Source organism: Stenotrophomonas sp. 63632_Sma, from assembly GCF_056482875.1.
Genome location: NZ_CM151220.1, coordinates 871962 through 898265 on the forward strand (window position 1 = coordinate 871962; position 26304 = coordinate 898265).

23 protein-coding genes are annotated in these 26304 nt (G+C 66.9%); 15 read left to right on the top strand and 8 right to left on the bottom strand.

Annotated features, from left to right (window positions below; translation table 11 throughout):
* Positions 1-205 precede the first annotated feature (205 nt).
* Together ACZK45_RS04000 and ACZK45_RS04005 are read left to right on the top strand one after the other, a co-directional pair.
* Positions 206-709 carry a hypothetical protein gene (locus ACZK45_RS04000; RefSeq protein ID WP_478445472.1) on the top strand — a complete coding sequence of 168 codons (504 nt, stop codon included), beginning with the start codon at positions 206-208 and terminating at the stop codon, positions 707-709.
* Positions 710-755: 46 nt separating this feature from the next.
* Positions 756-1811, top strand: a complete 1056-nt coding sequence (locus tag ACZK45_RS04005) for a suppressor of fused domain protein (protein WP_478445473.1) — start codon at positions 756-758, stop codon at positions 1809-1811.
* Positions 1812-1878: 67 nt separating this feature from the next.
* Here ACZK45_RS04005 and ACZK45_RS04010 read toward each other — a convergent pair whose 3' ends face one another.
* The 5 genes from ACZK45_RS04010 to ACZK45_RS04030 all read right to left on the bottom strand — a co-directional run bounded on the left by ACZK45_RS04010 (position 1879) and on the right by ACZK45_RS04030 (position 7455).
* A complete protein-coding gene (locus ACZK45_RS04010; RefSeq protein WP_478445474.1) occupies positions 1879-2490 on the bottom strand; it encodes a glutathione S-transferase N-terminal domain-containing protein in 612 nt (203 codons plus the stop codon).
* A gap of 84 nt (positions 2491-2574) precedes the next feature.
* Complete coding sequence (locus tag ACZK45_RS04015) at positions 2575-3033, bottom strand: cell wall hydrolase (protein ID WP_004154513.1); 459 nt, start codon at positions 3031-3033, stop codon at positions 2575-2577.
* A gap of 298 nt (positions 3034-3331) precedes the next feature.
* The gene (locus ACZK45_RS04020) at positions 3332-5362 is read right to left on the bottom strand and encodes an FAD-dependent oxidoreductase (RefSeq protein WP_478445475.1); all 2031 of its coding nucleotides are present in this window, start codon (positions 5360-5362) and stop codon (positions 3332-3334) included.
* A 240-nt stretch (positions 5363-5602) separates the two neighbouring features.
* Positions 5603-6232: a membrane protein YczE gene (gene yczE, locus ACZK45_RS04025; RefSeq protein WP_032130480.1), complete on the bottom strand. Its 630-nt coding sequence runs from the start codon at positions 6230-6232 to the stop codon at positions 5603-5605.
* A 203-nt stretch (positions 6233-6435) separates the two neighbouring features.
* Positions 6436-7455: a zinc-binding alcohol dehydrogenase family protein gene (locus ACZK45_RS04030; RefSeq protein ID WP_478445476.1), complete on the bottom strand. Its 1020-nt coding sequence runs from the start codon at positions 7453-7455 to the stop codon at positions 6436-6438.
* A gap of 357 nt (positions 7456-7812) precedes the next feature.
* Here ACZK45_RS04030 and ACZK45_RS04035 point away from each other — a divergent pair, with 357 nt between their 5' ends.
* The 4 genes from ACZK45_RS04035 to ACZK45_RS04050 all read left to right on the top strand — a co-directional run bounded on the left by ACZK45_RS04035 (position 7813) and on the right by ACZK45_RS04050 (position 10882).
* Positions 7813-8904 carry an OmpA family protein gene (locus ACZK45_RS04035; RefSeq protein ID WP_132809311.1) on the top strand — a complete coding sequence of 364 codons (1092 nt, stop codon included), beginning with the start codon at positions 7813-7815 and terminating at the stop codon, positions 8902-8904.
* Positions 8905-9124: 220 nt separating this feature from the next.
* Positions 9125-9631, top strand: a complete 507-nt coding sequence (locus ACZK45_RS04040; RefSeq protein WP_010483956.1) for a hypothetical protein — start codon at positions 9125-9127, stop codon at positions 9629-9631.
* Positions 9632-9651: 20 nt separating this feature from the next.
* On the top strand, positions 9652-10461 hold the full coding sequence (locus ACZK45_RS04045) for a pseudouridine synthase (RefSeq protein ID WP_197616478.1): 810 nt from the start codon (positions 9652-9654) through the stop codon (positions 10459-10461).
* Positions 10462-10546: 85 nt separating this feature from the next.
* The gene (locus ACZK45_RS04050; protein ID WP_049463434.1) at positions 10547-10882 is read left to right on the top strand and encodes a hypothetical protein; all 336 of its coding nucleotides are present in this window, start codon (positions 10547-10549) and stop codon (positions 10880-10882) included.
* An 84-nt stretch (positions 10883-10966) separates the two neighbouring features.
* Here the strand turns inward: ACZK45_RS04050 and kbl are convergent, their stop codons facing one another.
* Positions 10967-12175 carry a glycine C-acetyltransferase gene (gene kbl, locus ACZK45_RS04055; protein WP_032129062.1) on the bottom strand — a complete coding sequence of 403 codons (1209 nt, stop codon included), beginning with the start codon at positions 12173-12175 and terminating at the stop codon, positions 10967-10969.
* A gap of 206 nt (positions 12176-12381) precedes the next feature.
* On the opposite strand from kbl, the gene ACZK45_RS04060 reads away from it, so the two are divergent.
* The gene (locus ACZK45_RS04060; RefSeq protein ID WP_071229157.1) at positions 12382-13077 is read left to right on the top strand and encodes a TorF family putative porin; all 696 of its coding nucleotides are present in this window, start codon (positions 12382-12384) and stop codon (positions 13075-13077) included.
* Between the two features lie 144 nt (positions 13078-13221).
* Here ACZK45_RS04060 and tdh read toward each other — a convergent pair whose 3' ends face one another.
* Positions 13222-14244 (bottom strand): L-threonine 3-dehydrogenase, encoded by a 1023-nt coding sequence (tdh, locus tag ACZK45_RS04065; RefSeq protein ID WP_010483949.1) that lies wholly within the window; start codon positions 14242-14244, stop codon positions 13222-13224.
* A 399-nt stretch (positions 14245-14643) separates the two neighbouring features.
* Between tdh and ACZK45_RS04070 the strand changes: the two genes are divergently transcribed.
* The 7 genes from ACZK45_RS04070 (at position 14644) to ACZK45_RS04100 (ending at position 23280) form a co-directional block, all read left to right on the top strand.
* A complete protein-coding gene (locus ACZK45_RS04070; RefSeq protein WP_478445477.1) occupies positions 14644-16806 on the top strand; it encodes a S46 family peptidase in 2163 nt (720 codons plus the stop codon).
* A gap of 249 nt (positions 16807-17055) precedes the next feature.
* Positions 17056-17700 (top strand): histidine phosphatase family protein, encoded by a 645-nt coding sequence (locus tag ACZK45_RS04075; RefSeq protein ID WP_010483945.1) that lies wholly within the window; start codon positions 17056-17058, stop codon positions 17698-17700.
* A gap of 41 nt (positions 17701-17741) precedes the next feature.
* Positions 17742-19013 carry a bifunctional tetrahydrofolate synthase/dihydrofolate synthase gene (gene folC, locus ACZK45_RS04080; protein WP_478445478.1) on the top strand — a complete coding sequence of 424 codons (1272 nt, stop codon included), beginning with the start codon at positions 17742-17744 and terminating at the stop codon, positions 19011-19013.
* 81 nt (positions 19014-19094) lie between these two features.
* Positions 19095-20123 carry an SPOR domain-containing protein gene (locus ACZK45_RS04085; protein ID WP_478445479.1) on the top strand — a complete coding sequence of 343 codons (1029 nt, stop codon included), beginning with the start codon at positions 19095-19097 and terminating at the stop codon, positions 20121-20123.
* 46 nt (positions 20124-20169) lie between these two features.
* A complete protein-coding gene (locus ACZK45_RS04090; RefSeq protein ID WP_478445480.1) occupies positions 20170-20949 on the top strand; it encodes a CvpA family protein in 780 nt (259 codons plus the stop codon).
* 30 nt (positions 20950-20979) lie between these two features.
* A complete protein-coding gene (purF, locus tag ACZK45_RS04095; RefSeq protein WP_032129068.1) occupies positions 20980-22446 on the top strand; it encodes an amidophosphoribosyltransferase in 1467 nt (488 codons plus the stop codon).
* 9 nt (positions 22447-22455) lie between these two features.
* A complete protein-coding gene (locus ACZK45_RS04100) occupies positions 22456-23280 on the top strand; it encodes a ferritin-like domain-containing protein (protein WP_317218148.1) in 825 nt (274 codons plus the stop codon).
* Between the two features lie 67 nt (positions 23281-23347).
* Here ACZK45_RS04100 and ACZK45_RS04105 read toward each other — a convergent pair whose 3' ends face one another.
* A complete protein-coding gene (locus ACZK45_RS04105) occupies positions 23348-24805 on the bottom strand; it encodes a DUF2235 domain-containing protein (protein WP_478445481.1) in 1458 nt (485 codons plus the stop codon).
* A gap of 225 nt (positions 24806-25030) precedes the next feature.
* Here ACZK45_RS04105 and ACZK45_RS04110 point away from each other — a divergent pair, with 225 nt between their 5' ends.
* Positions 25031-26284 (top strand): zinc-dependent metalloprotease, encoded by a 1254-nt coding sequence (locus tag ACZK45_RS04110; protein WP_032129071.1) that lies wholly within the window; start codon positions 25031-25033, stop codon positions 26282-26284.
* Positions 26285-26304 lie beyond the last annotated feature (20 nt).

Below are 26304 nucleotides of genomic sequence, written 5' to 3' on the forward strand. Positions count from 1 at the left end.
TGCCGGCCGCTGGTAGCACCCCCATCAATCCTGAGGTTGTACGCCGGCCGTGGCACTACCCGCAGCACTTGCGCTAAGCTCGGCCTGTCATCGACCTGCAACACGCGGTGCGCGCCGGGGAAGGCGCGTGCCGTCCGGGGATGGCACACAGGGGAGCGTGCCCTCAAGGGCGCGCAGGCATTGCGCATCGAGGGAGGGGGAAGCAATGGCATTGCTGCACGCCAAGACGGCGGCTGGCCGTCAGGAAATCGAAGACCGTGGTCGGCGCCTGCCGGCGGCACTGCGTTCGATCCTGCTGATGGTCGACGGCCATCGCGACGACACCGAACTGCGCGGCCTGTTCGAAGGCCTGCGGGCACCGCCGGATGCACTGGAGCAGTTGGCCGCGCAGGGCCTGATCGAAGTGATCGGTGGCTGTGCCGAAGCCACATCGGCGCGCGGCATCAGTACCGGCCGCGAACAGGACCCGGCGCTGTACCAGCAGCTGTACGACGCGATGAGTGAGGCCGTGCGTCGGCATCTGGGCCTGAAGGGCTATTTCATGCAGTTGAAGATCGAACGCTGCACCGATGCGCTGGCACTGGAACGCCTGTGCCCGGAACTGCTGGCGGCGGTGGGCAAGGCGCGCAGCCCGGCATTGGCGCAGCGCTGGTGGCAGGAGACCCAGGCGGCCGTGGTCAATGGTGGCGGCGAGGTCGTGCAGGCCTGAGCCACCGCGTAAAGTGATCGGTTCACTTCCCCACAAGGAGTCCCGCGTGCAGGACGACCACGACGACACCGATACCCCCGGCTGGGACGCGATCAATGCGGCGCTGGCGCCGCTGTATGCCGGGCAGGAGCCGCGTCACTACGGCACCGCGCTTCCGTACACGCTCGGTGGCCAGGATCCGCTGGATGGCATCAGCGTGTACTGGGCGGATGCGCCGGTACCGCATTGGCATTACATCACCTACGGCTTCTCCGAGCTGTACGCCAAGGAGAGCAGTGATGCCACCGCCAGCGGCTATGGTTTCGAGCTGACCTTCCGCCTCGCTGCCGACGCCGGTGAGAACGCCGGCAGCACGCCGCCGGTGTGGCCGATGAACCTGCTGCAGAACCTGGCGCGCTATGTGTTCGGCAGTGGCAACGTGTTCGAGGATGGCCACCACCTCAATGCCAACGGCCCGATCGCGTTGGAGACCAACACGCGCTTGTGCCATCTGGCCTTCGTCGCAGATCCGCAGTTACCCGCACGCGACACCGCCAATGGCCACCTGCAGTTCCTGCAGCTGGTCGGGCTGACCGATGAGGAGATGGAAGCGGTCAAGCGCTGGTCAACGCGCGGCGTGCTGCAGGCGCTGCAACCGGCGATGCCACTGTGGATCAGCGATCTGCATCGCGGCAACCTGCTGGAGGATCCGGCATTGGCCGCACAGGTGCAGGCCGGCAGCGAGCGCGAGGGCTCCAGCACCGGCATGTTGTTCATCGAGACGCTGGACTGGCGCCAGGAGGCGGGCGTCACCACCCTGGTGCTCGGTGCGGGCCAGGTGGCCAGCGTGTGCGAGCTGCTGCCATTGCGCCTGCGCCACGGCAAATCGCTGGAACTGGTCAGCCGCGAGCGGCAGTGGGAATTCATTCCGGCCGCGCTCGGTGAAACCGGCGAGGTATCGGCCGACAGCGCGCGCTGGGCACTGGACGAGACGGGTCTGGAAGCCTTGGCGGGCGTGCGTGCCGAGCGCGGCATCTACCCGGTGGCGGCGGCGCTGCGCATCGAAGTGGTGCCGACCTACCTGCGCGATGCCAAGGGCGAAGTGATCCGCCAGATCGGCTGAGTGTGGCGATTGCACCGATGGGGGCAGAGCCGTCTGCTGTGCAGACGGCTCCGACCCATGGTCTGGCTCAGGCCAGGCCTTCGGCCTTCAGCGCGGCCTGCACGCCGGCATCGGCATCCATGCGCGCCTTGTAGGCGGCCAGGTTGTCCAGGCCGGACAGGTCGACCTTGGTGCCGGCGGCCCAGCGCAGCGTGATGTAGAAGTACGGGTCGGCGAAGCTGCGGAAGCCGGCCAGCCACGGCTTGTCGGCCAGCTGCTTGTCGGCGGTCTCGAACAGGGCGCGCAGGCGCTTGTGCGCGGCGGCGCGGATCGCATCGAAGTGGCTCTCGTCGGCAATGAACTTGCCCGGCGCGAACAGCGGCGAGAAGGCAGGATGCACATCGGAATTGACGAAGGCCAGCCAGCGGGTGGCTTCGGCGCGCTGGCGCGGGCTGCCGTCGCCGCCGAGGCCGGCCTGCGGGAAGCTGTCGGCGATATAGCCCATGATCGCGGCGTTCTGCAGCAGCACGAAGTCGCCGTCGACCAGTGCGGGGACGGCACCGGCCGGATTGATCTTGAGGAATTCCGGGCCCTTCAGGGTGTCCTTGTTCAGCAGTTCAACCTCGAACGGCTGGCCGGTCCACTGCAGGGCGATGTGGTCGGCGGTGGAACAGGCACCGGGCTTGCTGTACAGCTTCATGGGAACTCCAGGTGATGCGGGCGGGAAACGCCCACTATCCCAGAGCTTGCCAGCGGGCGGCAACGCTGCCGCCAGCACGGATCGTTACGACTGCCGCGGCTTGAGGTTCTGCACCTTATAGAAGGTGTGATCGCCGATGGTGGCCACCTGGTAGGCATTGCGCCAGTTCGGGCTGGCAATGGACAGCGCGGCGAAGTGGCTGGCACCGGGCACGATCTCGCGGCGCTCGCCAGCCGGCAGCGCCCAGTTGCGCTCGGCGTCGAAGGCCACGTTCATCGCCTCGCTCCAGGCCGCATCATTGCCCAGCTGGGTGCCGGGCGAGACGATGGTCGGTGCGAACTGCTTGCGCGCGGTGACCACCTGGCACATGGAGTCGCCCCACAGGCCACTGTCGAGGCGGCGCAGGGCGACCTCGGCGACGGCCTGCTGGCCACGCAGGGTCTGGTCGCGGGCTTCCAGGTAAACGGTGGTGCTCAAACACAATGAATCAGCGGCCGGTTGAGGCAACAACTGCGACAGCCAGAGAATCCAGGCCAGTTTCATATAACTCCTTGCTCCGTGTGGGCCGCACCCTCCGGTTCCGGCCGCAGGGGCGACAGGAGGCGGGGTACGACTTGGCGTCATGGGGAGGCGGCCATCGGGGCCGCCCCGTGGGCAGCCCCAAAAGAAACGATCAGTACCGATCGAGGGGGCTGCGCCGGCTCACCGGAAACTGGCTGGTGAGCGGAAAGATGGCGCAAGGTAGGGGGGGGTAGCCGAACGCATCGTGAACCGCCCGGCTTGACATTCAGGTTCGGCAGGGGTGACGGAAATCACATTCCGCCCCCCATTCAGGCGCTCATCAGAGCGCGGCGGCCACCCGGCTGCCCTGGTCGATGGCCCGCTTCGCATCCAGTTCGGCGGCCACATCGGCACCCCCGATCAGCTGCGCGTTGATGCCGGCGGCCTGCAGTTCGGCCTGCAATGCACGGTTCGGTTCCTGCCCGGCGCAGATCACCACATGGTCGACCGGCAGCAGCTGTTCGCTGCCTTCCACGCGGATGCGCAGGCCTTCGTCGTCCACGCCCAGGTACTCGACGCCACCGAGCATGCGCACGCCCTTGGCCTTCAGTGTGGCGCGGTGAATCCAGCCAGTGGTCTTGCCCAGTCGCGCGCCGGGCTTGCCCGGGCTGCGCTGCAGCAGCCAGAGCCGACGCGGTGACGCCTCGACCTCGGGCCGGCCCAGCGAGCCGCGGGCCTCGAACGCGCTGTCCACGCCCCATTCGGCCATCCAGCGTTGCGGGTCGAGGGAGGGTGACTCACCTGCGTGGCTGAGGAACTCGCCGACATCGAAGCCGATGCCGCCGGCGCCGATGATCGCCGCATTGGTGCCCACTTCAACCCGGCCCAGCAGCACGTCCAGGTAGCTGACCACCTTGGCGTGGTCGGCGCCGGGGAAGTCGACCTTGCGCGGGGTGATGCCGGTGGCCAGCACCACCTCGTCGAAGCCGGCCAGGGTGGCGGCATCGGCGCGGGTGCCGAGGCGCAGCTGCACGCCGGTTTCAGCCAGCGTGTGGCGGAAGTAGCGCAGGGTCTCGTGGAACTCTTCCTTGCCGGGGATGCGCTTGGCCACGTTGAACTGGCCGCCGATCTCCTCGTTGGCATCGAACAGGGTGACCTGGTGGCCGCGCTGGGCAGCGACGGTGGCACACGCCAGGCCTGCCGGGCCAGCACCGACCACGGCAACTTTCTTCGGCGTGGCGGTGGGGCGATAGACCAGCTCGGTCTCGTGGGCGGCGCGCGGATTGACCAGGCAGCTGGCCAGCTTGTTCTCGAACACGTGGTCCAGGCAGGCCTGGTTGCAGGCGATGCAGGTGTTGATCGCCTCGGCGCGGCCGGCACGGGCCTTGTTCGGCCATTGCGGGTCGGCCAGCAGCGGGCGCGCCAGCGACACCATGTCGGCACCGCCGCTGGCGAGGATGCGCTCGGCGACGTCGGGCATGTTGATGCGGTTGGTCGCCACCAGCGGCACCTTCACATGCGGCTTGAGCTTGGCGGTGACCCCGGCGAAGGCAGCGCGCGGCACCGAGGTGGCAATGGTCGGAATACGGGCTTCGTGCCAGCCGATGCCGGAATTGATGATCGTCGCGCCGGCGGCCTCGATGGCCTGCGACTGCTGCACGATCTCCTCCCAGTTGCTGCCGTCTTCCACCAGGTCCACCAGCGACAGGCGGTAGATGATGATGAAGTCCGGGCCACAGGCCTCGCGGATGCGGCGCACGATCTCGACCGCGAAGCGCATGCGCTGGTTGGCATCGCCGCCCCAGCGGTCGGTGCGCTTGTTGGTGCGCGGGGCGATGAACTCGTTGATGAGGTAGCCCTCCGAGCCCATCACTTCCACACCGTCGTAGCCAGCCTCGCGGGCCAGCTTCGCGCTGCGTGCGTAGTCGGCGATATGCCGCTCGACGCCGCTGGCCGACAACGCACGCGGGGTGAACGGGTTGATCGGTGCCTTCAGCTTCGACGGCGCCACCGACAAAGGGTGATAGGCATAGCGGCCGGCATGCAGCAGCTGCAGGCAGATCTTCGCGCCGTGCTGGTGCGCGGCGGCGGTGAGCTGACGGTGCGGGCGTACTTCCCAGGGCCAGGACAGCTTGCCGCCGAACGGCTTCAGCCAGCCGACCACGTTCGGCGCGAAGCCGCCGGTGACGATCAGGCCGACACCGCCCTCGGCGCGTTCGGCGAAGTAGGCCGCCAGCCGCGGGAAGTCGCGGGCGCGATCCTCCAGGCCGGTGTGCATCGAGCCCATCAATACGCGGTTGCGCAGCTGGGTGAAGCCCAGGTCCAGCGGGGCGAACAGATGGGGGTAGGCGCTTTCGTTGGCTGGCGACATTGTCGATACGCTTGCGTACGGAAGCGCGAAGCGTGCCGCGAAACGGCGGCCGGGGCAAGGGCCGGCCTTTGGGTAGTGCCGGCCGCTGGCCGGGTACGCTCGGCACATGCGTGCTGTCGCTCCCGCAATTCGCTGCGCGAACCGCGGGCCCCACTTACCGGCTTCCACGCCCCCGCGCCTGCGGCGCTGCCCCCGAACTCCGGGGGGTAGTGCCGGCCGCTGGCCGGCATCCTGGGCAGATCAGGGTGCTTGCGGCTGCCGGCCAGCGGCCGGCACTACCGGGGTGCGACCGATCCCGAACCAGCCCAGCGTGACACCACACAGCGGACCGATCAGCAGAGCGAAGGCGAGGGTGCCGAGCCCAACATTGCCGCCCAGCCACCAGCCCAGCAGCAGCACGCTGCCCTCGATCAGGCTGCGCACTTTCCAGATCGGCCAGCCGGTGCGGGCATGCAGGCCGGTCATCAGGCCGTCGCGCGGGCCAGGGCCAAGCCTGGCGCCGATGTACAGGCCGGTGGCCAGCGCGACCAGCAGCATGCCCGCGCAGAACATCGCCAGCTGCCAGCCAAGGCCGACGGCCGGCGGCAGCAACCATAGCCCGAACTGCGCGGAAGGGCCGATCAGCATCACGTTGAGCACGGTGCCGACACCCGGTTTCTGCCGCAGCGGCCACCACAGCAGCAACACCAGTGCACCGATCACGTTGGTGGCCAGCCCGAACGACAGCGGCGTCTGCGCGGCGATGCCCTGCGACAGCACGTCCCAGGGCGCCACGCCGATGGCCGCACGGATCATCAGCGAGGCGCCGAAGCCGTACAGGAACAGGCCGGTGATCAGTTGCAGCAGGCGCAAGGGCAGGGCGGTGGGCATGACGGTCTCGGGGGAGGGGGATCTGTTCCCACCGTAATCCCGATTCAGTCACTTCCATAGATACAGATGCCGATCAATCCGCCGCTACAGTGGCGTCGAGCGTGCTCGACTGCTCCTGATGAATCAGTCGAGCACGCTCGACGCTACGATCAGACCGCACGGCCGGGCATGGGCTCGGCTTTACATCGGCGTTCCAGCCTGGCTCAGTCGCCCCAGCCTGCCAGCGCCAGCTTGCCCACCGTGCGTCCGCTGGCCAGGCGCTGATGCGCGATGTCCAGATTTGCCGCATTGATCGGGCCCAGGCTTTCACTGAGGGTGCCGCGCAGCTGGTCGGCATCGATCATGCTGGCCGTGCGGCTGAGGATGCGGTGCTGCTCGATGCAGTCGGCAGTGGCAAAGCGCGCGCGCGCGAACATGAACTCCCAGTGGATGCCGATGCACTTGGCTTTGTAGGGATCGCCGATGCGCAGCGGCCCACGCGGCTCGACGATCAGGCCCACATGTCCCTGCGGCGCCAGCAGCAGGCCCAGTTCGTCCCAGTAGTGATCGGTGTCGGCCAGGTTGAGTGCGACCTGCACCGTGTCGATGCCCAGCGCCTGCAGCTGGGCCTGAAGTGGTTGCCGGTGGTCGATCACGTGCCGGGCACCCATCCGCCGGCACCAGTCGGCCGAGGCCTCGCGCGACGCCGTGGCGATCACCTCGAAACCCGCATGGCGGGCCAGCTGGATTGCCATCGAGCCGACCCCGCCCGCACCGCCGATCACCAGCAGGTGCTGGCCGGCGTGGCGGCGATCGTCCAGCCGCAGCGGCATGCGCTCGAACAGCAGCTCCCAGGCGGTGAGCGTGGTCAGCGGCAGCGCTGCGGCTTCAGCGAAATCCAGCGTGGTTGGCTTGCGCGCGACCAGGCGTTCATCCACCCAGTGGTACTGCGCATTGCAGCCGGGGCGGGTGACATCGCCTGCGTAATAAACCTCGTCACCGGAGGCAAACAGGCTCGCCTCGTCGCCGATTGCCTCGACCACGCCGGCAGCGTCCCAACCCAGCACGCGGGGTGCCTGGAGCGTGGCCGGATCCGTGCTGGCACGCTGCTTGCCATCGACGGGGTTGACTGAAACCGCCTCGACCCGGACCAGCAGGTCACGCCCCCGGGGAGGCAGCGGCGGAGGCAGGTGGATATCGCACAGGGCAGGGGCGGATTCACGACTCAGGGCGACGGCTTTCATCACGGCTCCGGCTGGGTTCGTGGCTCCATCATAAGGTTCCTCACGTTTCCGCAGACGCGCTGAACCGTTTGATGCAGCGCGCCGCGCAATATGTCGTTTTCCCCGCCTAAACCCCGTCAAACCCTTGCAGCGTGAGGGTCTTGCGGATTTTCATCATCCTGTATAGGGTTTCAACGTCGGACCGGCGGACGGTCGGGCGCAACACTTCACATGTTACGGGACTGTTAACATGGCCTTCACCCGCCTGAGCATAATGTTCGCGGCGGTGGCGTGCTGAATCGGCTGTCGTACATCGACGCACTTGTGCTGGCCCATGCCTCTACCGGTTTCATACCCCCGAAATAGGAGCTGTACTCAATGAACAAGAAGATCCTTACTGCCGCGCTGCTGGGCGGCCTGGCTTTTGCCCAGGCAGCTTCGGCGCAGGAGTTCGATGACCGCTGGTACCTGACCGGTTCGGCCGGCTTCAACTTCCAGGACAGCGACCGTCTGACCAATGACGCTCCGTTCGTGACCCTGGGCCTGGGCAAGTTCATCAGCCCGAACTGGTCGCTGGACGGTGAGCTGAACTATCAGAACCCGAACTTCGATTCGAACAAGGACCTGAACTGGTCGCAGTACGGCGTCTCGCTGGACCTGCGTCGCCACTTCATCAAGGAAGGCCGCGGCTGGAACCCGTACATCGTCGGTGGCCTGGGCTACCAGAAGTCGGAAGAAGAGTACCCGGCGCTGAATGCCAATGGTCCGCGCCAGCGTAAGGACGGCAACCTTGCCGCCAAGCTGGGCGTCGGCCTGCAGACCACCTTCGAAAAGCGCGTTGCTGTCCGCGCCGAAGTGGCCTACCGCGCTGACTTCGACGACCAGAGCGTTGCCGCTCCGAAGGAAGACTGGTTCGGTGACGTGCTGGCCTCGGTCGGCGTCGTGATCCCGCTGGGCCCGGCTCCGGTCGCGGCTGCTCCGGCTCCGGCTCCGGTTGCCCCGAGCTGCGCCGACCTGGATGACGACGGTGACGGCGTCAACAACTGCGACGACAAGTGCCCGAACTCGCAGCCGGGTCAGACCATCGGTCCGGACGGTTGCCCGGTGCCGGTCTCCATCGACCTGAAGGGCGTCAACTTCGACTTCGACAAGTCGAACCTGCGTCCGGACGCCGTGGCGATCCTGAGCGAAGCCACCGAGATCCTGAAGCGTTACCCGGATCTGCGCGTTGAAGTTGCCGGTCACACCGACTCGAAGGGTACCGACGCTTACAACCAGAAGCTGTCGGAGCGTCGCGCTACCGCCGTGTACAACTACCTGACCAAGAACGGCGTTGACGCCGGTCGCCTGGTCGGCCCGATCGGCTACGGCGAGAGCCGTCCGATTGCTCCGAACACCAACCCGGATGGTTCGGACAACCCGGAAGGTCGCGCCAAGAACCGTCGTACCGAGCTGAACGTCCAGAACTAAGTTCTGACGCTCTGCCAGTAGGACACAGCAGGACCCGGCTTCGGCCGGGTCTTGTTGTTTCTGCGGCCCGGAATCCGCGTGTCCGTCGCTCCGGGAACAACCGTTCGTCGGGTTTTTATCCGTAAAACCAATGAGTTGCCGTATTCATTGAAAGTGGCGCTTGAAAGCTGTCGCGGCATTGCTAAACTCGCCGCGTCACTTCCTTTCCTGGATGCCCTTCATGCTGCGCTCTGCATCGGCCGCCTTCCTGGCGCTGGCCCTGGTTCCCGCCGCCCACGCTGCGGTCGATTGCTCGGTCAACACCAGCGCCTCGCCGCTGCCGTTGCCGGCCACGACCATCGCGCCGGTGGCCGACGAGCTCTACATCCGTGGCAACCAGCTGGGCATGCCGGCCGGCGTGCTGAGCAGCAACTACGATCCGTCGCAGTCGCTGGACCAGGTGCTGCAGCGCCTGCGCATCGATGGTTGCCAGAACATCGCCAAGGCCATTCCGAGCGCCCCCGCAGTGAAGCCGAACGATCCGGCGGCCTACAAGCCGCAGACCGAATTCGACAACACGCCCTGGCGCTTCGACATGAGCCAGAACGGCAAGCGCATGACCGCCGAAGAGTTCGACGCCTGGATGAAGGCGCGTGGCGTGCGTGTGGTCAAGGCGCGTCCGGCTCCGGCCGCCACTCCGGCCCCGGCCGAAGCACCGGCTGAGACCAAGCCGGTCGACAAGAAGTAAGCACCGCGGGGAGCAGAGGCTTGCGCACGCGCCGCCCACCTGCCGCCCCCGCCGCCCGCTCCCACGCACCGCGTGGGCGTGCGACTCCCGCTGCCACAGCCGCCGGTGTCCGTCATGGCCTGGCGCGCGTGCTGTCCAAGGCCGGCGTGTGTTCGCGCAGCGAGGCCGCGCGCTGGATCGCCGATGGCCGCGTGCGCGTCTCCGGCCGCATCGTGCGGGATCCCGAATTCCCGATTGGGCAGCCGGCGCCGCCGATCGAGGTCGATGGCCAGCCGATGGGCGCGCCGCAGCGCCTGTACCTGATGCTCAACAAACCGCGTGGGGTGGTGACCACCGCGCAGGATGAGCGTGGCCGCGATACCGTGTACCGGTGCTTCGATGGTGCCGGCCTGCCGTGGATCGCGCCGGTCGGGCGCCTCGACAAGGCCAGTGAAGGGTTGTTGCTGTTCAGCAACGATCCGCAGTGGGCGGCGCGCCTGACCGACCCGCAGACCGGGCCGGACAAGACCTACCACGTGCAGGTCGACCGCCTGCCCGATGACGCCACGCTGGCGGCCCTGCAGGCCGGCGTGGACGACGAGGGCGAGTTCCTCGTCGCCCAGGCTGTGCGCGTGCTGCGCAGCGGCGATAAGACCGCGTGGCTGGAGGTGGTCCTCGACGAGGGCCGCAACCGCCACATCCGCCGCCTGTTGGCGGCCTTCGACCTGCAGGTGCTGCGCCTGGTCCGGGTTGCGATCGGCGGGCTGCAGCTCGGCGATCTCGGCAAGGGCCAGTGGCGGGTGCTGGAGGTCAGTGACCAGCAGCGGCTGGGGGCCGCTGCACCGGGCTGATCATCGCCCGCGGCCGGCGGTTGCCGGCCACCGTTCCAGGCGTAGGGGGCGTCTGGCCGCTGAATTTCCCGAACGGAGCCTGCCCATGTACCACCCGACCCTCAACCAAACCCTGCGCTGCGCAGGCCTGCTGCTGCCGATGGTGCTGCTGACCGCCTGTGGTGGCCACAAGAAGGTGGCCAAGGCGGAAATGCCGGCCGAGACCCCGGTGGTGGAAGTGAAGACCCCGGAGCTGGATGGTCGCGGCAGCTACCGCTTCCTGATGAGCAACGGCGACAAGAAGATGACCGCCGATGAGTTCGATGCCTGGATGAAGGCCAATGGCATCCGCGTTGCCAAGGGTAACGGCCAGGATGCTGCCGCCAAGCCGGTGGTGGTGGCCAGCAAGGACGAGCCGAAGGGCAAGAAGAAAAAGAAGTGATGCCGGGAAGGTGCCGACCTCGGTCGGCACGCCCTCACGGCCGGTAGGTGCCGACCTTGGTCGGCACGCTTTGGCCGGTGGGGATCAACCCTTGATCACGCCCAGCTCGACACCGATGCGGGTGAACGCATCGATCGCGCGGTCCAGATGCTCGCGACTGTGCGCGGCGCTGATCTGGGTGCGGATGCGGGCCTGGCCCTTGGGCACCACCGGGAAGAAGAAGCCGATCGCGTAGATGCCTTCTTCCAGCAGGCGCTCGGCGAACTTCTGCGCCAGCGGTGCGTCGTACAGCATCACCGGGCTGATCGGGTGTACGCCCGGCTTCACGTCGAAACCGGCGGCGACCATCTTTTCGCGGAAGTAGCGGGTGTTTTCCACCAGGGTGTCGCGCAGATCGTCAGCGGCGGCCAGCATCTCGAACGCTTTGATGCCGGCGGCCACCACATGCGGCGGCAGCGAGTTGGAGAACAGGTACGGGCGCGAACGCTGGCGAAGCAGCTCGATCACCTCGGCGCTGGCGCAGGTGAAGCCGCCCAGTGCACCACCCATGGCCTTGCCCAGGGTGCCGGTGATGATGTCGATCTTTTCCAGCACGCCCTTCACTTCGGCCGAGCCGCGGCCGGTGGCACCGAGGAAGCCGGTAGCGTGGCATTCGTCGATGTGCACCAGCGCGTTGTACTTCTTCGCCAGCGCGGTGATCTCGTCCAGCGGCGCAATGAAGCCGTCCATCGAGAACACGCCGTCGGTGGTGATCAGCTTGGTCTTGCAGCCGGCGGCGTCGGCGGCCTGCAGCTGGGCTTCCAGGTCGGCCATGTCGCAGTTGGCATAGCGGAAGCGCTTGGCTTTGCACAGGCGCACGCCGTCAATGATCGAGGCGTGGTTCAGCGCATCGGAAATGATCGCGTCGTTCTCGCCGAGCAGCGGCTCGAACAGGCCGCCGTTGGCATCGAAGCAGGCCGCGTACAGGATGGTGTCCTGCTTGCCGAAGAAGTCGGCGATCTGCTTCTCCAGCTGCTTGTGCAGGTCCTGGGTGCCGCAGATGAAGCGCACCGAGGCCATGCCGAAGCCGTGGGTATCCAGCGCATCCTTGGCGGCCTGGATCAGGTCCGGATGGTCGGCCAGGCCCAGGTAGTTGTTGGCACAGAAGTTCAGCACCGTGCGGCCGTCCTCGAGGGTGATCTCGGCCGACTGCGGGCTGGTGATGATCCGCTCGGACTTGAACAGGCCCTGGGCGCGGATGGCGTCCAGTTCCTCGGCGTAGTGGCGGGTCAGGGCGGAGGAGGCGTCGGTCATGGCGTGGGCACGGCTCTGAACGGGGAAACCGCTGATTCTACCGGGCATCGCCGCTTGCCGACCGGCCCGGATGGGGCATCGCCACGGCCGGCACATGTTGCATCGCAATAGCAAACTGGTTAAAAATTCGTGAACCGGAGCTGTCCCGCTCCGGCCGCTACGCCCGCTCCCCGCCTTCCACGCCACCGCCCCCACCGGAGACGCTCATGAAGCACGCCCGTGCCTGCCTCGCCATTGCCGCTGCCCTGACCCTGGCCGCCCCGTTCGCCGCCAGCGCCCAGGAAAACGAATCGCCGTACAGCTGGAACGTCACCGCTGTTTCCGATTACCTGTTCCGTGGTGTGTCGCAGACCGACGAGGATCCGACCCTGCAGGCCGGTTTCACCTACACCAGCCCGGTTGGCCTGTATGCCGGCGTGTGGGGTTCGGGCGTGGACTTCGGTGCAGGTGATCCGAAGACCGAGGTCGACTACCTGATCGGCTACGGCGTGGACGTCACCGAGCGCGTCAACGTCGACGTGCTGCTGAACCGCTACACCTACCTGAAGTCCAGCCACCAGAACTACAACGAGCTGATCACCACCACCACGCTGGATGACACCTACAAGCTGACGGTGGCCTACACCAACGATGTATGGAACAGCAGCACCGATGGCTGGTACTTCGGCCTGGGCGGCAGCTGGGGCCTGCCGAAGGACTTCACCCTGAATGCCAATGTCGGCCGCAGCACGTTTGAAGACGGCATCGCCAAGGATTACACCGACTGGAATGTCGGCGTTGAGCGCCAGTTCGGGATGGCCAAGGTCGGCCTGGGTTACTACGGCACCGACGGCAACGGCCGCGACAACTCCGGCAAGCTGGCCCACAGCCGCGTGATGCTGAGCGTGGCCATCGGCAAGTAACGCCGCAGGCGTTACCGGTAGTGCCGGCCGCTGGCCGGCAACATCGGGATGGCAAAGAAAAAGGCGCCCATCGGGCGCCTTTTTCAGTTTCAAGGTGTGCCGAGCAAGCTCGGCACCCACCCACCCATCGCGCGCGGCGAAGGGTCAATTCCAGCTCAATACAACCTTGCCGGCCTTGCCTTCTTCCATCAGGTCGAAGCCCTTCTGGAAGTCGTCGATCGGCAGCTGGTGGGTCATCACCTTGCCGAGCGGGAAGCCGGACAGCACCAGCTGGGTCATCTTGTACCAGGTCTCGTACATCTTGCGGCCGTAGATGCCCTGCACGGTCAGGCCCTTGAAGATGATCTTGTCCCAGTCGCAGCCGGCGCCCTTGGGCATGATCCCGAGCATGGCGATCTTGCCGCCGTGGTACATGCAGTCGAGCATGTCGTTGAACGCGCGCGGGTTGCCGCTCATTTCCAGGCCCACGTCGAAGCCCTCCATGTGCAGTTCCTTCATCACGTCCTTCAGCGACTGGTTGGCCACGTTGACCACGCGGGTGGCACCCATGTCGGCGGCCAGCTTCAGGCGGAAGTCGTTGACGTCGGTCACCACCACGTTGCGTGCACCGATGTGCTTGCAGATGCCGGCGGCGATGATGCCGATCGGGCCGGCACCGGTGATCAGAACGTCTTCACCGATCACGTTGAACTCCAGCGCGCAATGCGCGGCGTTGCCGTACGGATCGAAGAACGCGGCCAGCTCGGACGGAATCTGGTCCGGGATCGGCCACAGGTTGCTGGCCGGCATCACCATGTACTCGGCGAAGGCGCCGTTGACGTTGACGCCGATGCCGACGGTGTTCGGGCACAGGTGCGGGCGGCCGCCACGGCAGTTGCGGCAGTGGCCGCAGACGATGTGGCCTTCGGCCGAGACGCGCTGGCCGATTTCATAGCCGGTCACGGCCGAGCCGAGTGCGGCGACGCGACCGACGAATTCGTGGCCGATGGTCAGGCCCGGCTTGATGGTGCGCTGGCTCCACTCGTCCCACAGGTAGATGTGCAGGTCGGTACCGCAGATCGCGGTCTTCTCGAGCTTGATCAGGACCTCGTTCGGGCCCGGGGTCGGAACCGGAACTTCTTCCAGCCAGATGCCCTTGGCCGCTTCGCGCTTGACCAGGGCCTTCATCGTTTGCTGCGCCATCGGGGTGGAACTCATCAGGGGGAAAGCGCGGATTATAGGGTGCCGCGCGGATTTCCCATGTTGCGCTGCGGGTGCAGTGGCGGAACGAAAGGCGTGTGTTGGCGGGCGTTTCGAACGTGCTGCGAACAGCGGCGCCTCCCTGATCCGGGAAAGGGGGCGTGGTCACCCTGGCCAGGACACGCAAAAGCCCCTCCATGGTGCTCGATGGCGCCATCCATGGCGCCAACGGTCCCGTCCAGGATGACCACGCCCCCTCTGGACGATTTCCGTGTGCGCGGCCGACGTGCGCGTGGCAGAGCAAGAAGCAGGCCCATGACTTCCGGGGTTCGGGCCGGGGCAGGGCGGCGGGCTACAATCGAAGGTTCCACTACCAGGGGCCGCTCCATGCGCTCGAACCTGCTTGCATTCTCCATCGTCGCCAGCCTCGGGCTGGCCCAGGTCGCCCAAGCCGCTGAAGGCATGTGGGTGCCGCAGCAGCTGCCGGAAATCGCCGGCCCGCTGCAGAAGGCCGGCCTCAAGCTGTCCCCGGAACAGCTGGCCAACCTGACCGGCGACCCGATGGGCGCCGTCGTTGCCCTCGGCGGCTGCACCGCCAGCTTCGTCTCGCCGCAGGGCCTGGTGGTCACCAACCACCACTGTGCCTACGGCGCCATCCAGCTGAATTCGACCGCGCAGAAGAACCTGATCAAGGACGGCTTCAATGCGCCGACCCTGAAGGACGAACTGAGCGCCGGCCCGAACGCCCGCGTGTTCGTGCTCGACCAGATCACCGACGTCACCGCCCAGGCCAAGGCCGCCATTGCCGGCGCCGGCAACGACCCGCTGGCCCGCAGCCGCGCGCTGGACGCCTTCGACAAGGCCCAGGTCGCCGCTTGCGAAGCCGATGCCGGCTTCCGCTGCCGCCTGTACAGCTTCTCCGGCGGCAATACCTACCGCCTGTTCCGCAACATGGAAATCAAGGATGTGCGCCTGGTCTACGCGCCTCCGGGCAGCGTCGGCAAGTTCGGTGGCGACGTCGACAACTGGATGTGGCCGCGCCACACCGGCGACTTCTCGTTCTACCGGGCCTATGTGGGCAAGGACGGCAAGCCGGCCGCCTTCGCCGCCGACAACGTGCCGTACCAGCCCAAGCACTTCCTGAAGTTCGCCGACCAGCCGCTGGGCGCCGACGACTTCGTGATGGTGGCCGGCTACCCGGGCCGCACCAACCGCTATGCACTGGCCGGTGAGTTCAACGAAACCGCCAGCTTCACCTACCCGACCATCGCCAAGCACTACAACGCGGTGCTGAAGATGATCGCCGATGCCGGCAAGGCCGACGCCGACGTCAAGGTGAAGTACGCCGCGACCGCCGCCAGCATGAACAACGTGGCCAAGAACTACCTGGGCCAGCTGGAAGGCTTCAAGCGCATCGACGCCGCCGGCCAGAAGCAGGCTGAAGAAGCCGCCGTGCTGGCCTGGCTGAAGAAGCAGGGTGCTGCCGGCAAGCCGGCCCTGGCCGCCCACGCGCAGCTGCTCAAGCATCTGGATACCAGCAAGTCGACCCGCGAACGCGACCTGTTCGTCGGCCAGTTCAACAACACCTCGGCCGTTGGCGCAGCGATCACCCTGTACCGCCTGTCGATCGAGCGCAGCAAGCCGGATGCCGAGCGCGAAGCCGGTTACCAGGAACGCGACCTGACCACCATCGAAGGTGGCCTGAAGCAGATGGACCGTCGCTACGTGGCAAAGATGGACCAGCAGCTGCAGACCTACTGGCTGGACCAGTACGTGGCCCTGCCGGCCGCGCAGCGCGACAACGAAGTGCTGAACAAGTGGCTGGCCGGCAGCGATGCCGCTGCGGTCAAGTCGCTGGTGAACAAGCTGGGCGGCACCGAGCTGGGCAGCCTGGACAATCGCCTGAAGTGGTTCAAGGCCGACCGTGCCGCGTTTGAAGCCAGCAGCGATCCGGCCATCCAGTACGCCGTGGCCGTCATGCCGGCACTGCTGAAGCAGGAAGAGCAGAAGAAGATCCGCGAAGGCGAATCACTGACCGCCCGCCCGCTGTACCTGCAGGCCGTGGCCGACTACAAGAAGAGCCAGGGCGAGTTCGTCTATCCGGATGCCAACCTGTCGCTGCGCATCACCTTCGGCAACGTCATGGGCTATGGCAAGGACGGCGTGAAGTACACCCCGTTCACCACCCTGGAAGGCGTGGCGGCGAAGGAAACCGGTGAAGATCCGTTCGATTCGCCGAAGGCGCTGCTCGATGCGGTCAAGGCCAAGCGTTACGGCGGCCTGGAAGACAAGCGCATTGGTTCGGTGCCGGTGAACTTCCTGTCCAACCTGGACATCACCGGCGGCAACTCCGGTTCGCCGGTGCTGGATGCCAACGGCAAGCTGGTCGGCCTGGCCTTCGATGGCAACTGGGAATCGGTCAGCTCCAACTGGGTGTTCGACCCGGTGATGACCCGCATGATCGCCGTCGACAGCCGCTACATGCAGTGGATCATGCAGGAAGTGGCGCCGGCGCCGCAGCTGCTGAAGGAACTGAACCTGGTCAAGTAAGGTTCGCGGTTCGGGGCGGTCCATCCACGCATGGCGGGGATCTACTGCCTGTACCGATGGTAGTGCCGGCCGCTGGCCGGCAACCTCGACCAGATAGCCGGAGTTTCCGAAACCCCGCGATCCACGTCGCGGGGTTTTTTCATGCCCGGCCCGGCCGGGTGCGCCGAACAGGTATCATCCCTGTTCCGCGTACTTCACAGGATGTGAACGAAACGCGGAAACCTCCTCCCCCCAGGACCCCTTGCACGCATGCGCATCCTGCTTGCCCGCCACGGCGAAACGCCGTGGAACGCCGAAGGCCGCTACCAGGGCCAGATCGATATTCCGCTTTCGCCGATCGGTGAAGCCCAGGCCCAGGCACTGGGTGCCCGCCTGGCCTCGGTGGACATCACCCGTGCCGTCGCCTCGCCGCTGTCGCGCGCCCAGCGCACCGCGCAGCTGGCGCTTGGCGCCGCGCGTGCCGACATGCTGCTGACCGAGCCGGAGCTGCAGGAAATCGCCCACGGTGAGTGGGAAGGCCTGCTCGCCAGCGAGATCAACGAAAAGGATCCGTCGCGCCTGCAGGCCTGGCGCGAGGAGCCCGATACCGTGCTGATGCCCGGTGGCGAATCGCTGCGCCTGGTGCTGGAACGCAGCTGGCGTGGCCTGGCCCGTGCCACCGAAGGCCTCGGCGAGCACGACACCTTGCTGGTGGTTGCCCATGACGCGGTCAACCGCGTGATCCTGTGCAAGGTGCTGGGCCTGCCGATTTCCCGCCTGTGGACCTTCCGCCAGGCACCGACCACGCTCAACCTGCTCGAAGGTGCCGACCTGGATAGCCTGGAAGTGGTGCGCCTGAACGACTGCGCCCACCACACGCCGTTCTTCGGCGAAGCCAAGCACCGCGCACTCTGACCCGCCACACCGAACCACCTGTACCTGCTGGAAGCACTGCCGTGACGAACACCCCGACCACCCTGGCCGATTGGCTGGATTACATTGAACGCCAGCACCCGGCGACCATCGACATGGGCCTGGAGCGCGTGCGCGCCGTGGCCACGGCGATGGGTCTTGGCGCGCCGGCCGGGCGCACCATCGTGGTCGGTGGCACCAACGGCAAAGGCTCCACCGTGGCCTTCATCGAGGCCATCGGCCGTGCTGCCGGTTGGAAGGTGGGTGCCTACACCTCGCCGCATCTGCTGCGCTACAACGAACGTGTGCGCATCGACGGGCAGGACGTGGACGATTCGGCGCTGGTTGCTGCGTTCAATGCCGTCGAAGCGGCACGCGGCGACACCACGCTGACCTATTTCGAGTACGGCACGCTCGCTGCTTTGCAGCTGTTCGCCGACGCCGGGCTGGACCTGGCGGTTCTGGAAGTGGGCCTGGGCGGCCGCCTGGATGCGGTCAACATCGTCGACGCCGATGTATCGGTGATCACCACCGTGGACATCGACCATGCCGAGTGGCTGGGCGAGGACCGCGAAGCGATCGGCGCCGAGAAGGCCGGCATCATCCGTGGCTGGAAGCCGGTGATCCTGGGCGAGACCGATCCGCCGTCCAGCGTGCTGGCGCGTGCCTATCTGGTCGGTGCCAACGCGATCCGCGGCGGCAGCGATTACTTCTACGAGCCGATCGACGCCCAGCGCTGGCGCTGGCGCGATGTCGGCCTGCGCATGGAGCTGCCGACCCCGGCGCTGGCCGGCCCGATCCAGCTGGCCAATGCCGGTGCTGCCATCGCCGCCCTGCGCGCGCTGGACAAGCCGGTGCCGCGTGCGGCGTGGGCCGCGGGTATCGCAGCAGCGCGAATCTCCGGCCGCATGCAGGCATTCGAGCGCGACGGCGTGCAGATCCGCGTGGACGTGGGCCACAACCCACAGGCGGCGGGCCAGCTGGCGCGTGCGCTGAAGGCCGAAGTGTCAGCCGGCCGCACCCTGGCGGTGTACGCCGCGTTGCAGGACAAGGACGCGACGGGTGTGGTGCAGGCCCTGCAGGACGTGGTGGGCGAGTGGACCCTGGCCGGGCTGGACGGTCCGCGTGGGCAGAGCGCCCAGCAGCTGCAGGCACGCCTGAGCGGTACGGTGGCAGCCAAGGCACCGCTGGCCGATAGCGTCGAACAGGCGCTGGCGCAGGTGCTGGCCCAGGCTGAGCGGGGTGACCGGGTGTTGGTGTTCGGCTCCTTCCATACCGCCGCTGCGGCCCTGCAGTGGCTGCAGGGCGACGCCTGATCCGCGTTCAGCCAACGCCGACGCCGGCCGGTCCGGCACCCGTATAATCGACGGCAATCTCCGGACAGTTGCCTGCCTCACGTGGATACGCCTCTGAAACAGCGTCTGATTGGTGCCATCGTGCTGGTGGCACTGGCCGTGATTTTCCTGCCGATGCTGGTCAAGGGACCCGCACCCGACAGCGGTGTCGCCAATGTGCCGATCGCCGCGCCGGATGCGCCGGCCGATGGCCAGTTCGAAACCCGTGAGCTGCCTCTGGTCGCCCCGGCCGGTGGCGCCACCGGCCTGCAGACCGGGCAGACCAAGCCGCTGCAGGAGGCTGCCACGCCGGCTACGCCGCCGACCGTGGACACCTCGCCGGCAGTCGCCGCCGGCAACTATGCGGTCACCTTCGGTGCCTACGGCAGCAAGGCCGACGCCGATGCGGTGATCGCCTACCTGAAGCGCTCGCAGCTGCCGGGCTTCGCTGAAACGGCCACCATCAACGGCCGCCAGGCATGGCGCGTGCGCGTTGGACCTTACGCCGACCGTGCCCAGGCCGAAGCGGCCCGCCTGCAGGCGGTGAAGATCCGTGCGGATGTGAAGGCCGAAGTGATCACCCTTGACGCGGCGGCCGGCAGCAGTGCCCCGGTTGCGGCCACCCCGGCACCGGCTGCGCCGAGCGCCAGCACCCCGTCCGCAGCTGTTGCGCCCTCGGCCAGCGGCAACCCGGTCCGCAGCGAAAGCCTGCCGCCGAGCACGCCAACGGCGACCGCGCCGCCGGCCGCCAAGCCGGAACCGCCGAAGCCGGCGCCGAAGCCCGAACCGAAGCCGGAGGCCACCGCCAGCAAGCCGGCGACGGTGCCGACCACACCGGCGGCACCGGCTGCCAGCGGCGTCGGCTTTGCCGTGCAGCTGGGCGCGTTCGGTCAGGCCAACGATGCCAATGCCCTGCGCGACAAGGTTCGTGCCTCTGGTTTCAGCGCTTTCGTCGAGCAGGTGCGCACGGACAAGGGAACCCTGCATCGCGTCCGCGTCGGGCCGGTGGCCAACCGCGCTGACGCCGAGCAGCTGAAGGCGCAGGTCGCCGCCAAGGTCGGCGTGGCCGGCATGGTCCGACCGCACCCATGACCCACGCGCAGCCCCGTTGCCAGCGCCGCCGAAGGAGCGGGGCGCCATGATCGACGTGGTGCTGCTGATCGTGATCGCGGCCTCGACCCTGCTGGGGATGCTGCGCGGCTTCGTCGGAATCGTCATCGGCACCCTGTCGTGGCTGCTGGCCGCGTGGGCGGCCTTCGCCTTCGGCAATGATGCCGCCCACTGGTGGGCCGCGCCGGCGGCCCCCGGTGGCGAACACTTCGTCGGTGGCTACCTGGGGGTCGGCATCGGCGTGATGATCGTGGTCGCGGTCATCGGCATGGTCATCAAGGCCCTGGTCCACCGCAGCATGCTGACCAGCCTGGACCGCCTGCTGGGCGGGGTGCTGGGCGCGGTGCGAGGCGGCCTGATCGCCGCGGTCCTGCTGCTGCTGGGCAGCTTCACCCCGCTGACCGCCGAACCCTCGTGGCAGCGCTCGGCGGTGCGTCCGTTGCTGAACCCGACCGTGGCCTGGATGAACAGCAAACTGCCGCACTGGGAGGTTCCCGGGGCCGATCTGCTGCCCAAGGCCTTGCCGACCGACGCGCTGTCCCCATCTGCATTGATGGAGTTGGGCAAGAACGCAGGCGCCGGGTTGGGAAAGCCGGGCGCGGCAGGCGATAATGGCATCCTCAACCAGGTAGTGGCAGGCGGCGGATGGCTGCGGCCTGCGAAAGCGGAACAGGGCGATTCCTACGATCCGGCCGAAGTGCGCCCGGACGCTCCTGCACTGCCGGACAGTATCGAGCCGGGCGATCCGGCCAACGTCGACCGCGCGCGCGGCGACCACCGCGGCCAGGTACGGCCACCTTCCTTGTAACTGGGCACAGCCCAGCGGAGACCTCGCACCATGTGTGGCATCGTCGGAATCGTCGGCAACCAGAACGTCGCCGGGCAGTTGTATGACGGCTTGACCGTTCTCCAGCACCGTGGCCAGGATGCGGCGGGCATCGCCACCGCCAGCGGCAGCCGCCTGCGCGTGCAGAAGGCCACTGGCCTGGTCCGCGATGTGTTCGATGCCCGCACCATGTCCACCCTGGAAGGCAGCGTCGGCATCGCCCATGTGCGCTACCCGACCGCCGGTTCGGAAGGCATGGACGAGGCACAGCCGTTCTACGTCAATTCGCCGTACGGCATCGCGCTGGCCCACAACGGCAACCTGATCAACACCGAAGCGCTGCGCCAGCAGGTGTTCGAGCAGGACCGCCGCAACGTCAACACCGATTCGGACAGCGAAGTGCTGCTGAACGTGTTCGCCTATGAACTGGAGCAGCAGCGCCAGCTCAGCCCGGAAGCCGCGATCCGCGCGGTGGCCGGCGTGCACCGCCGCTGCAAGGGCGGCTATGCGGTGGTCAGCGTGGTGCTGGGCCTGGGCCTGGTCGCCTTCCGCGACCCGCATGGCATCCGGCCGCTGGTACTGGGCAAGCGCAGCCACGCCGAAGGTGACGAGTACATCGTCGCCTCCGAGTCGGCCGCGCTGGACGTGCTGGGCTTCCAGCGCGTGCGCGACGTGCAGCCGGGCGAAGCGCTGGTGATCACCGCGCGTGGCGAGCTGTTCTCGGAGATCTGCGCCGAGCCGGCCGAGCACACCCCGTGCATCTTCGAATACGTGTACTTCGCGCGCCCGGATTCGATGATCGACAACGTCTCGGTGCACAAGGCGCGCATGCGCATGGGCATCAAGCTGGGCGAGAAGATCCTGCGCCTGCGCCCGGACCACGACATCGACACCATCATCCCGATTCCGGATACCTCGCGCGATGCCGCGCTGGAGATCTCCAACGTGCTCGGGGTGAAGTACCGCGAAGGCTTCATCAAGAACCGCTACATCGGCCGCACCTTCATCATGCCGGGCCAGGGCGAACGCGTGAAGTCGGTGCGCCGCAAGCTCAACCCGATCCACCTGGAGTTCCGCAACCGCGTGGTGCTGCTGGTGGACGACTCGATCGTGCGCGGCACCACCAGCCAGCAGATCGTGCAGATGGCCCGTGATGCGGGCGCGCGCAAGGTCTACCTGGCCAGCGCGGCACCGCCGGTGCGCTACCCGAACATCTACGGCATCGACATGCCGGCGGCCGAAGAGCTGGTCGCGCACAACCGCACCGTGGAAGAGATCGAAGCCCACCTGGGCTGCGACTGGCTGATCTACCAGGACCTGGAAGACATGGAAGCGGCGGTGAGCGAGGGCAACCCGGCGCTGCGCAACTTCGATTCGTCCTGCTTCAACGGCCACTACCCGACGGGTATCGAGCCGGGCTACTTCGAGCGCATCCAGCAGCTGCGTTCGGACGACGCCAAGCACAAGCGCCGCGCCTGAGGTCCAGGCGTGGTCGATGTACCCGACGTTGGTGGCGACCTGCTGCGCGCTGCGCAGCAGTGCCTGGCCGAAGCCGACCCGCTGCGCAAGGTCGCGCTGACCCAGGCCTATGCCGCCGCGTTCCGTGCTGGCCGCCTGAAGGTGGCGGCCGATGCACCGCCGCCGGAGCCGATCCGCATGCCCGGCCGGCCGGCGCAGCTGGTGCTGGTGCATCCGCGTGAAGTGCCGCGGCGTGGACTGGGCGGTGTGGAAGGGCGTGCCGCCTTCATCCACGCCATCGCCCATATCGAACTCAACGCGATCGACCTGGCCTGGGATGCGGTATACCGCTTCCGTGGCCTGCCGTCGGCGTTCCATGCCGACTGGGTCAGCTGTGCCGACGACGAGTCGCGGCACTTCATGCTGTTGCGCGAGCGCCTGCAGGTGCATGGCCACGACTATGCCGATTTCCCAGCGCACAACGGCCTGTGGGAAATGTGCGAAAAGACCGCGCATGACGGCCTGGCACGCATGGCGCTGGTGCCGCGCGTGCTGGAAGCGCGCGGCCTGGACGTAACGCCCGGCATGATCGGGAAGCTGCGCAATGTCGGCGATGGCGAAACCGCCGATGTGCTGGAAGTGATCCTGCGCGAGGAAGTGGCGCACGTCGCTGCCGGTTCGCGCTGGTATCGCTGGTACTGCGACCGCGCCGCTGTCGAGCCGCGTGCGCGCTTCAAGGAACTGCTGGTGGAGTACGCCGGCGGCTACCTGCATGGGCCATTCAACATCGAAGCGCGCCTGCTGGCCGGGTTCGATGCGGATGAGCTGGCCAACCTGGTTGAACAGGCCGGTTGAAGAAAAGGGGACGGAGGGGATTAAGTCGTTTGTGCCACAAACGACTTAATCCCCTCCGTCCCTTTTTTCATGCGTTCGGCAACACCACGCGCTTGCCATCCACCGTTGGCCGGTTGATGTAGAACAGGCCGGGTCCCGGCCGGTACGGCAGTTCGCTGACGCCGGCATCGGCGGCGTAGGTCAGTGCGGTGTCGCCCAGTGCATCGAAGTTCCAGTGCGCCGACTGCATCAGGTAACGCCGTCGCAGCAGCGCCTCCTGTGTCTGCGTCAGCGGCTGTCCGGCAACCAGTCGGCGTGCGATCGGCTGCAGGGCGGACGGCAGCTCCCAGCCGGGAACTCCAGCGGCATTGGCGGTCCATTGCACGCCAGCATCGATGGCCTGCTGCTGCATCACCTGCAGTGCGATCAGCTGGTAACGCCAGTCGATGCGCCGACGCAGCACCACCGCGGCGGTCACATACAGCACCGGCGACAACAGCACGCTGCGGCTGCCGGCGCGACGCTGCTGCTGCCACTGGTGCCAGACATCCACCCAGATCTCCTTTTCACCCACGCCCAGCTGCTGCCGCCAGCGTTCGGCGTCGGCCTGCGTTTCGGCGTAGGCCGTGGTGGCCTGCAGCAACGCCAGTGAAGGGACCTGGTAGTCGGAAACCGCTGGGCGGCGCAGCTGCTGCCGGCGCGGACGGCTGAGCAGCTTGGGCCCTTCTTCCAGCTGGTTGTAGCCACCGCCGATGTTGGCGTGCACGCCGGGCAGGGCGACCTCGGTGAACGTTGGCGCGACGCTGGTCAATGGATAGTGTTGGCGATGCTCGTCACGCGCGGCCAGTTGCACGACGTGTGCCGCGATGCCACTGCGCAGGGCGAGCTGCGGGTGTTCATCGGCGCGGCCACCATTGACTGCAACCACGGTGTCGAACAGTCCGATGAAGCGCAGCACCGGCGTGACGGCGGCGAAGTCCGCAGTGCAGGGCAGGCCGGCGCCCTGCAGCAGCTGGCGCCAGCGCGCGCTGTCCCAGGCCTGCAGCTGGTTTGAGATATCACGTGCCGCGGCAGCACCGCGCGAATAGCCGAACAGATCCAGCTGCACGCCACGCAGCGGTCGCTGCCAGCGCGCGGACAGCTCGGCCAGTGCCGCCGGCAGCAGCACCTGCAGCGCGCGCTGCACTTTCGCGCGAACGCCACTGGCACCGATGCCGAAGGCCAGTCCGATCAGATCGTCATCGGCATCATCGCGGGTCCCCACGCCCTCGACATAGATCGACAGCGAAGGCGCGGCCATCGCATCGCGGCGGCTGTCCGGATACAGCTGCTGCAGGCGCGCGATGTTGGTCAGGCCGTTGTCGTAGCTGCTGGTCAGCCGGCTCTGGTAGGTCGAATCATCATCCGCGCGCAGCTGCGCCGGGCGTGGCTGCGGAACCTGTGGGCGACCGCGTGCCAGGTTGTGTGCGTTGTTACGGGTGCCATCGAAGAACAGGCCGATCCGCAGCAAGCCGACATCTTCGTCCGTGTCCTGCGATGGTGCCATGTGCATTCCCCGTCGTGGCTGCGTCACGGTAGCGCGAAAGCGGTGTATTGGCGAAGTGTAGTGACGCTTTTGACCTTACTTAACGCAGATGCGGTCGATCACAGTTCCTGATTTTCATTCCCATCTTCTATTGAATTCACATGACCCGCGCAGGCCAGATGGCCAGACCCGGTAGACCCGGGCGTGCTGCATCAACGCTGTTCACATCATTCAAGGAGCGACGCAATGTTGTCCAGATCGATTGGCAAAGCGGCAGGTGGCCTGGTGTTGGGTTTGTCGGTGGCAGCGGCCGCGCATGCGGCACCGTTGTTCGAGCCGGTGACGGTCATCAGCCGCGCATCGGCAAACAGTGAGCCCGCGCTGGGCAAGCTGCTGGCCACCCCGTCCACCGCGACGGTACAGGAAGTGCGTGTCGACGCTGCTGCCACTGCGCAGCCGCAGCTGGAGTTCGAACTGCTTGGCCAGCGCGTGCAGGCGGTGCGCAGCAAGGTGGAAGCCCTGCCCGATGGCGGCAGCATCTGGTACGGCCAGTTGCGCTCGCCGTCCGATCGGCTGACTGCCGCCACTTCGAATGGCCAGGATGATCCTGGTAATTCAGTGATCCTGGTGCGTTCGGGCAACACCCTCACCGGTTCGATCCGCAAGGACGGCAAGTTGTATCGCCTGCGCCCACTGGGCAACCGGCATGTACTGGTGGAAGTGGATGAATCGCGGATGCCGGCCGACCATCCGGCCGACTACAACCAGCTGCCGAAAATCCCGATGGGCAACAATGACCGCATCGGCATCGCGCAGGCCTCGTCCGGTACCCCGGCCACCATCCGCGTGCTGGTGGTGGCAACCAATGCAGCGGTAACGGCCTATGGCGGCAACATGCAGTCGCTGGTGCAGCTGGCGGTGGCCGAATCCAACCAGGGCTACGTCAACAGCAACGTGGGCATCACCCTGCAGCTGGCCGGCTATGAAACCACCAGCTACACCGAATCCGGCAACTTCACCACCGACCTGACCCGCTTCCGCAACACCAGCGACGGCTACATGGACAGCATCCACACCAGTCGCAACAACACTGCGGCCGATGTCGGCGTGCTGCTGATCAACAACACGAGCTACTGCGGGTTGGCCTCGGGCATCGGTTCGACGGCATCGACGGCGTTCGCGGCGGTGTACTGGGATTGCGCGACCGGCTATTACTCCTTCGCGCATGAGATCGGCCACCTGCAGAGTGCGCGGCACGATATCGCCAGTGATCCCAGCACGTCGCCCTATGCCTATGGGCACGGCTATCGCTACGAGCCGTCCTCCGGTTCGCGCTGGCGCACGATCATGGCTTATGACTGCTCGGCCGGCTGCCCGCGCCTGAACTACTGGTCCAACCCGAACATCAACTACAACGGCATCCCGATGGGCAATGCCAGCACCGCCGACAACCAGCGCGTGCTGGTCAATACCAAGGCCACCATCGCGGCCTTCCGCTGAGGCCACTCGCCGACCGAGGT

What these genes read in the sequence shown, in the direction of transcription:
- ACZK45_RS04030 (WP_478445476.1), bottom strand. Translation starts at nt 7,455, where the DNA reads ATGAAAGCCGTCGCCCTGAGTCGTGAATCCGCCCCTGCCCTGTGCGAT.
- ACZK45_RS04010 (WP_478445474.1), bottom strand. Translation starts at nt 2,490, where the DNA reads ATGAAGCTGTACAGCAAGCCCGGTGCCTGTTCCACCGCCGACCACATC.
- ACZK45_RS04000 (WP_478445472.1), top strand. Translation starts at nt 206, where the DNA reads ATGGCATTGCTGCACGCCAAGACGGCGGCTGGCCGTCAGGAAATCGAA.
- purF (WP_032129068.1), top strand. Translation starts at nt 20,980, where the DNA reads ATGTGTGGCATCGTCGGAATCGTCGGCAACCAGAACGTCGCCGGGCAG.
- ACZK45_RS04060 (WP_071229157.1), top strand. Translation starts at nt 12,382, where the DNA reads ATGAAGCACGCCCGTGCCTGCCTCGCCATTGCCGCTGCCCTGACCCTG.
- yczE (WP_032130480.1), bottom strand. Translation starts at nt 6,232, where the DNA reads ATGCCCACCGCCCTGCCCTTGCGCCTGCTGCAACTGATCACCGGCCTG.
- ACZK45_RS04075 (WP_010483945.1), top strand. Translation starts at nt 17,056, where the DNA reads ATGCGCATCCTGCTTGCCCGCCACGGCGAAACGCCGTGGAACGCCGAA.
- ACZK45_RS04020 (WP_478445475.1), bottom strand. Translation starts at nt 5,362, where the DNA reads ATGTCGCCAGCCAACGAAAGCGCCTACCCCCATCTGTTCGCCCCGCTG.
- ACZK45_RS04070 (WP_478445477.1), top strand. Translation starts at nt 14,644, where the DNA reads ATGCGCTCGAACCTGCTTGCATTCTCCATCGTCGCCAGCCTCGGGCTG.
- tdh (WP_010483949.1), bottom strand. Translation starts at nt 14,244, where the DNA reads ATGAAGGCCCTGGTCAAGCGCGAAGCGGCCAAGGGCATCTGGCTGGAA.
- ACZK45_RS04035 (WP_132809311.1), top strand. Translation starts at nt 7,813, where the DNA reads ATGAACAAGAAGATCCTTACTGCCGCGCTGCTGGGCGGCCTGGCTTTT.
- ACZK45_RS04105 (WP_478445481.1), bottom strand. Translation starts at nt 24,805, where the DNA reads ATGGCACCATCGCAGGACACGGACGAAGATGTCGGCTTGCTGCGGATC.
- ACZK45_RS04015 (WP_004154513.1), bottom strand. Translation starts at nt 3,033, where the DNA reads ATGAAACTGGCCTGGATTCTCTGGCTGTCGCAGTTGTTGCCTCAACCG.
- ACZK45_RS04050 (WP_049463434.1), top strand. Translation starts at nt 10,547, where the DNA reads ATGTACCACCCGACCCTCAACCAAACCCTGCGCTGCGCAGGCCTGCTG.
- ACZK45_RS04040 (WP_010483956.1), top strand. Translation starts at nt 9,125, where the DNA reads ATGCTGCGCTCTGCATCGGCCGCCTTCCTGGCGCTGGCCCTGGTTCCC.
- ACZK45_RS04110 (WP_032129071.1), top strand. Translation starts at nt 25,031, where the DNA reads ATGTTGTCCAGATCGATTGGCAAAGCGGCAGGTGGCCTGGTGTTGGGT.
- kbl (WP_032129062.1), bottom strand. Translation starts at nt 12,175, where the DNA reads ATGACCGACGCCTCCTCCGCCCTGACCCGCCACTACGCCGAGGAACTG.
- ACZK45_RS04090 (WP_478445480.1), top strand. Translation starts at nt 20,170, where the DNA reads ATGATCGACGTGGTGCTGCTGATCGTGATCGCGGCCTCGACCCTGCTG.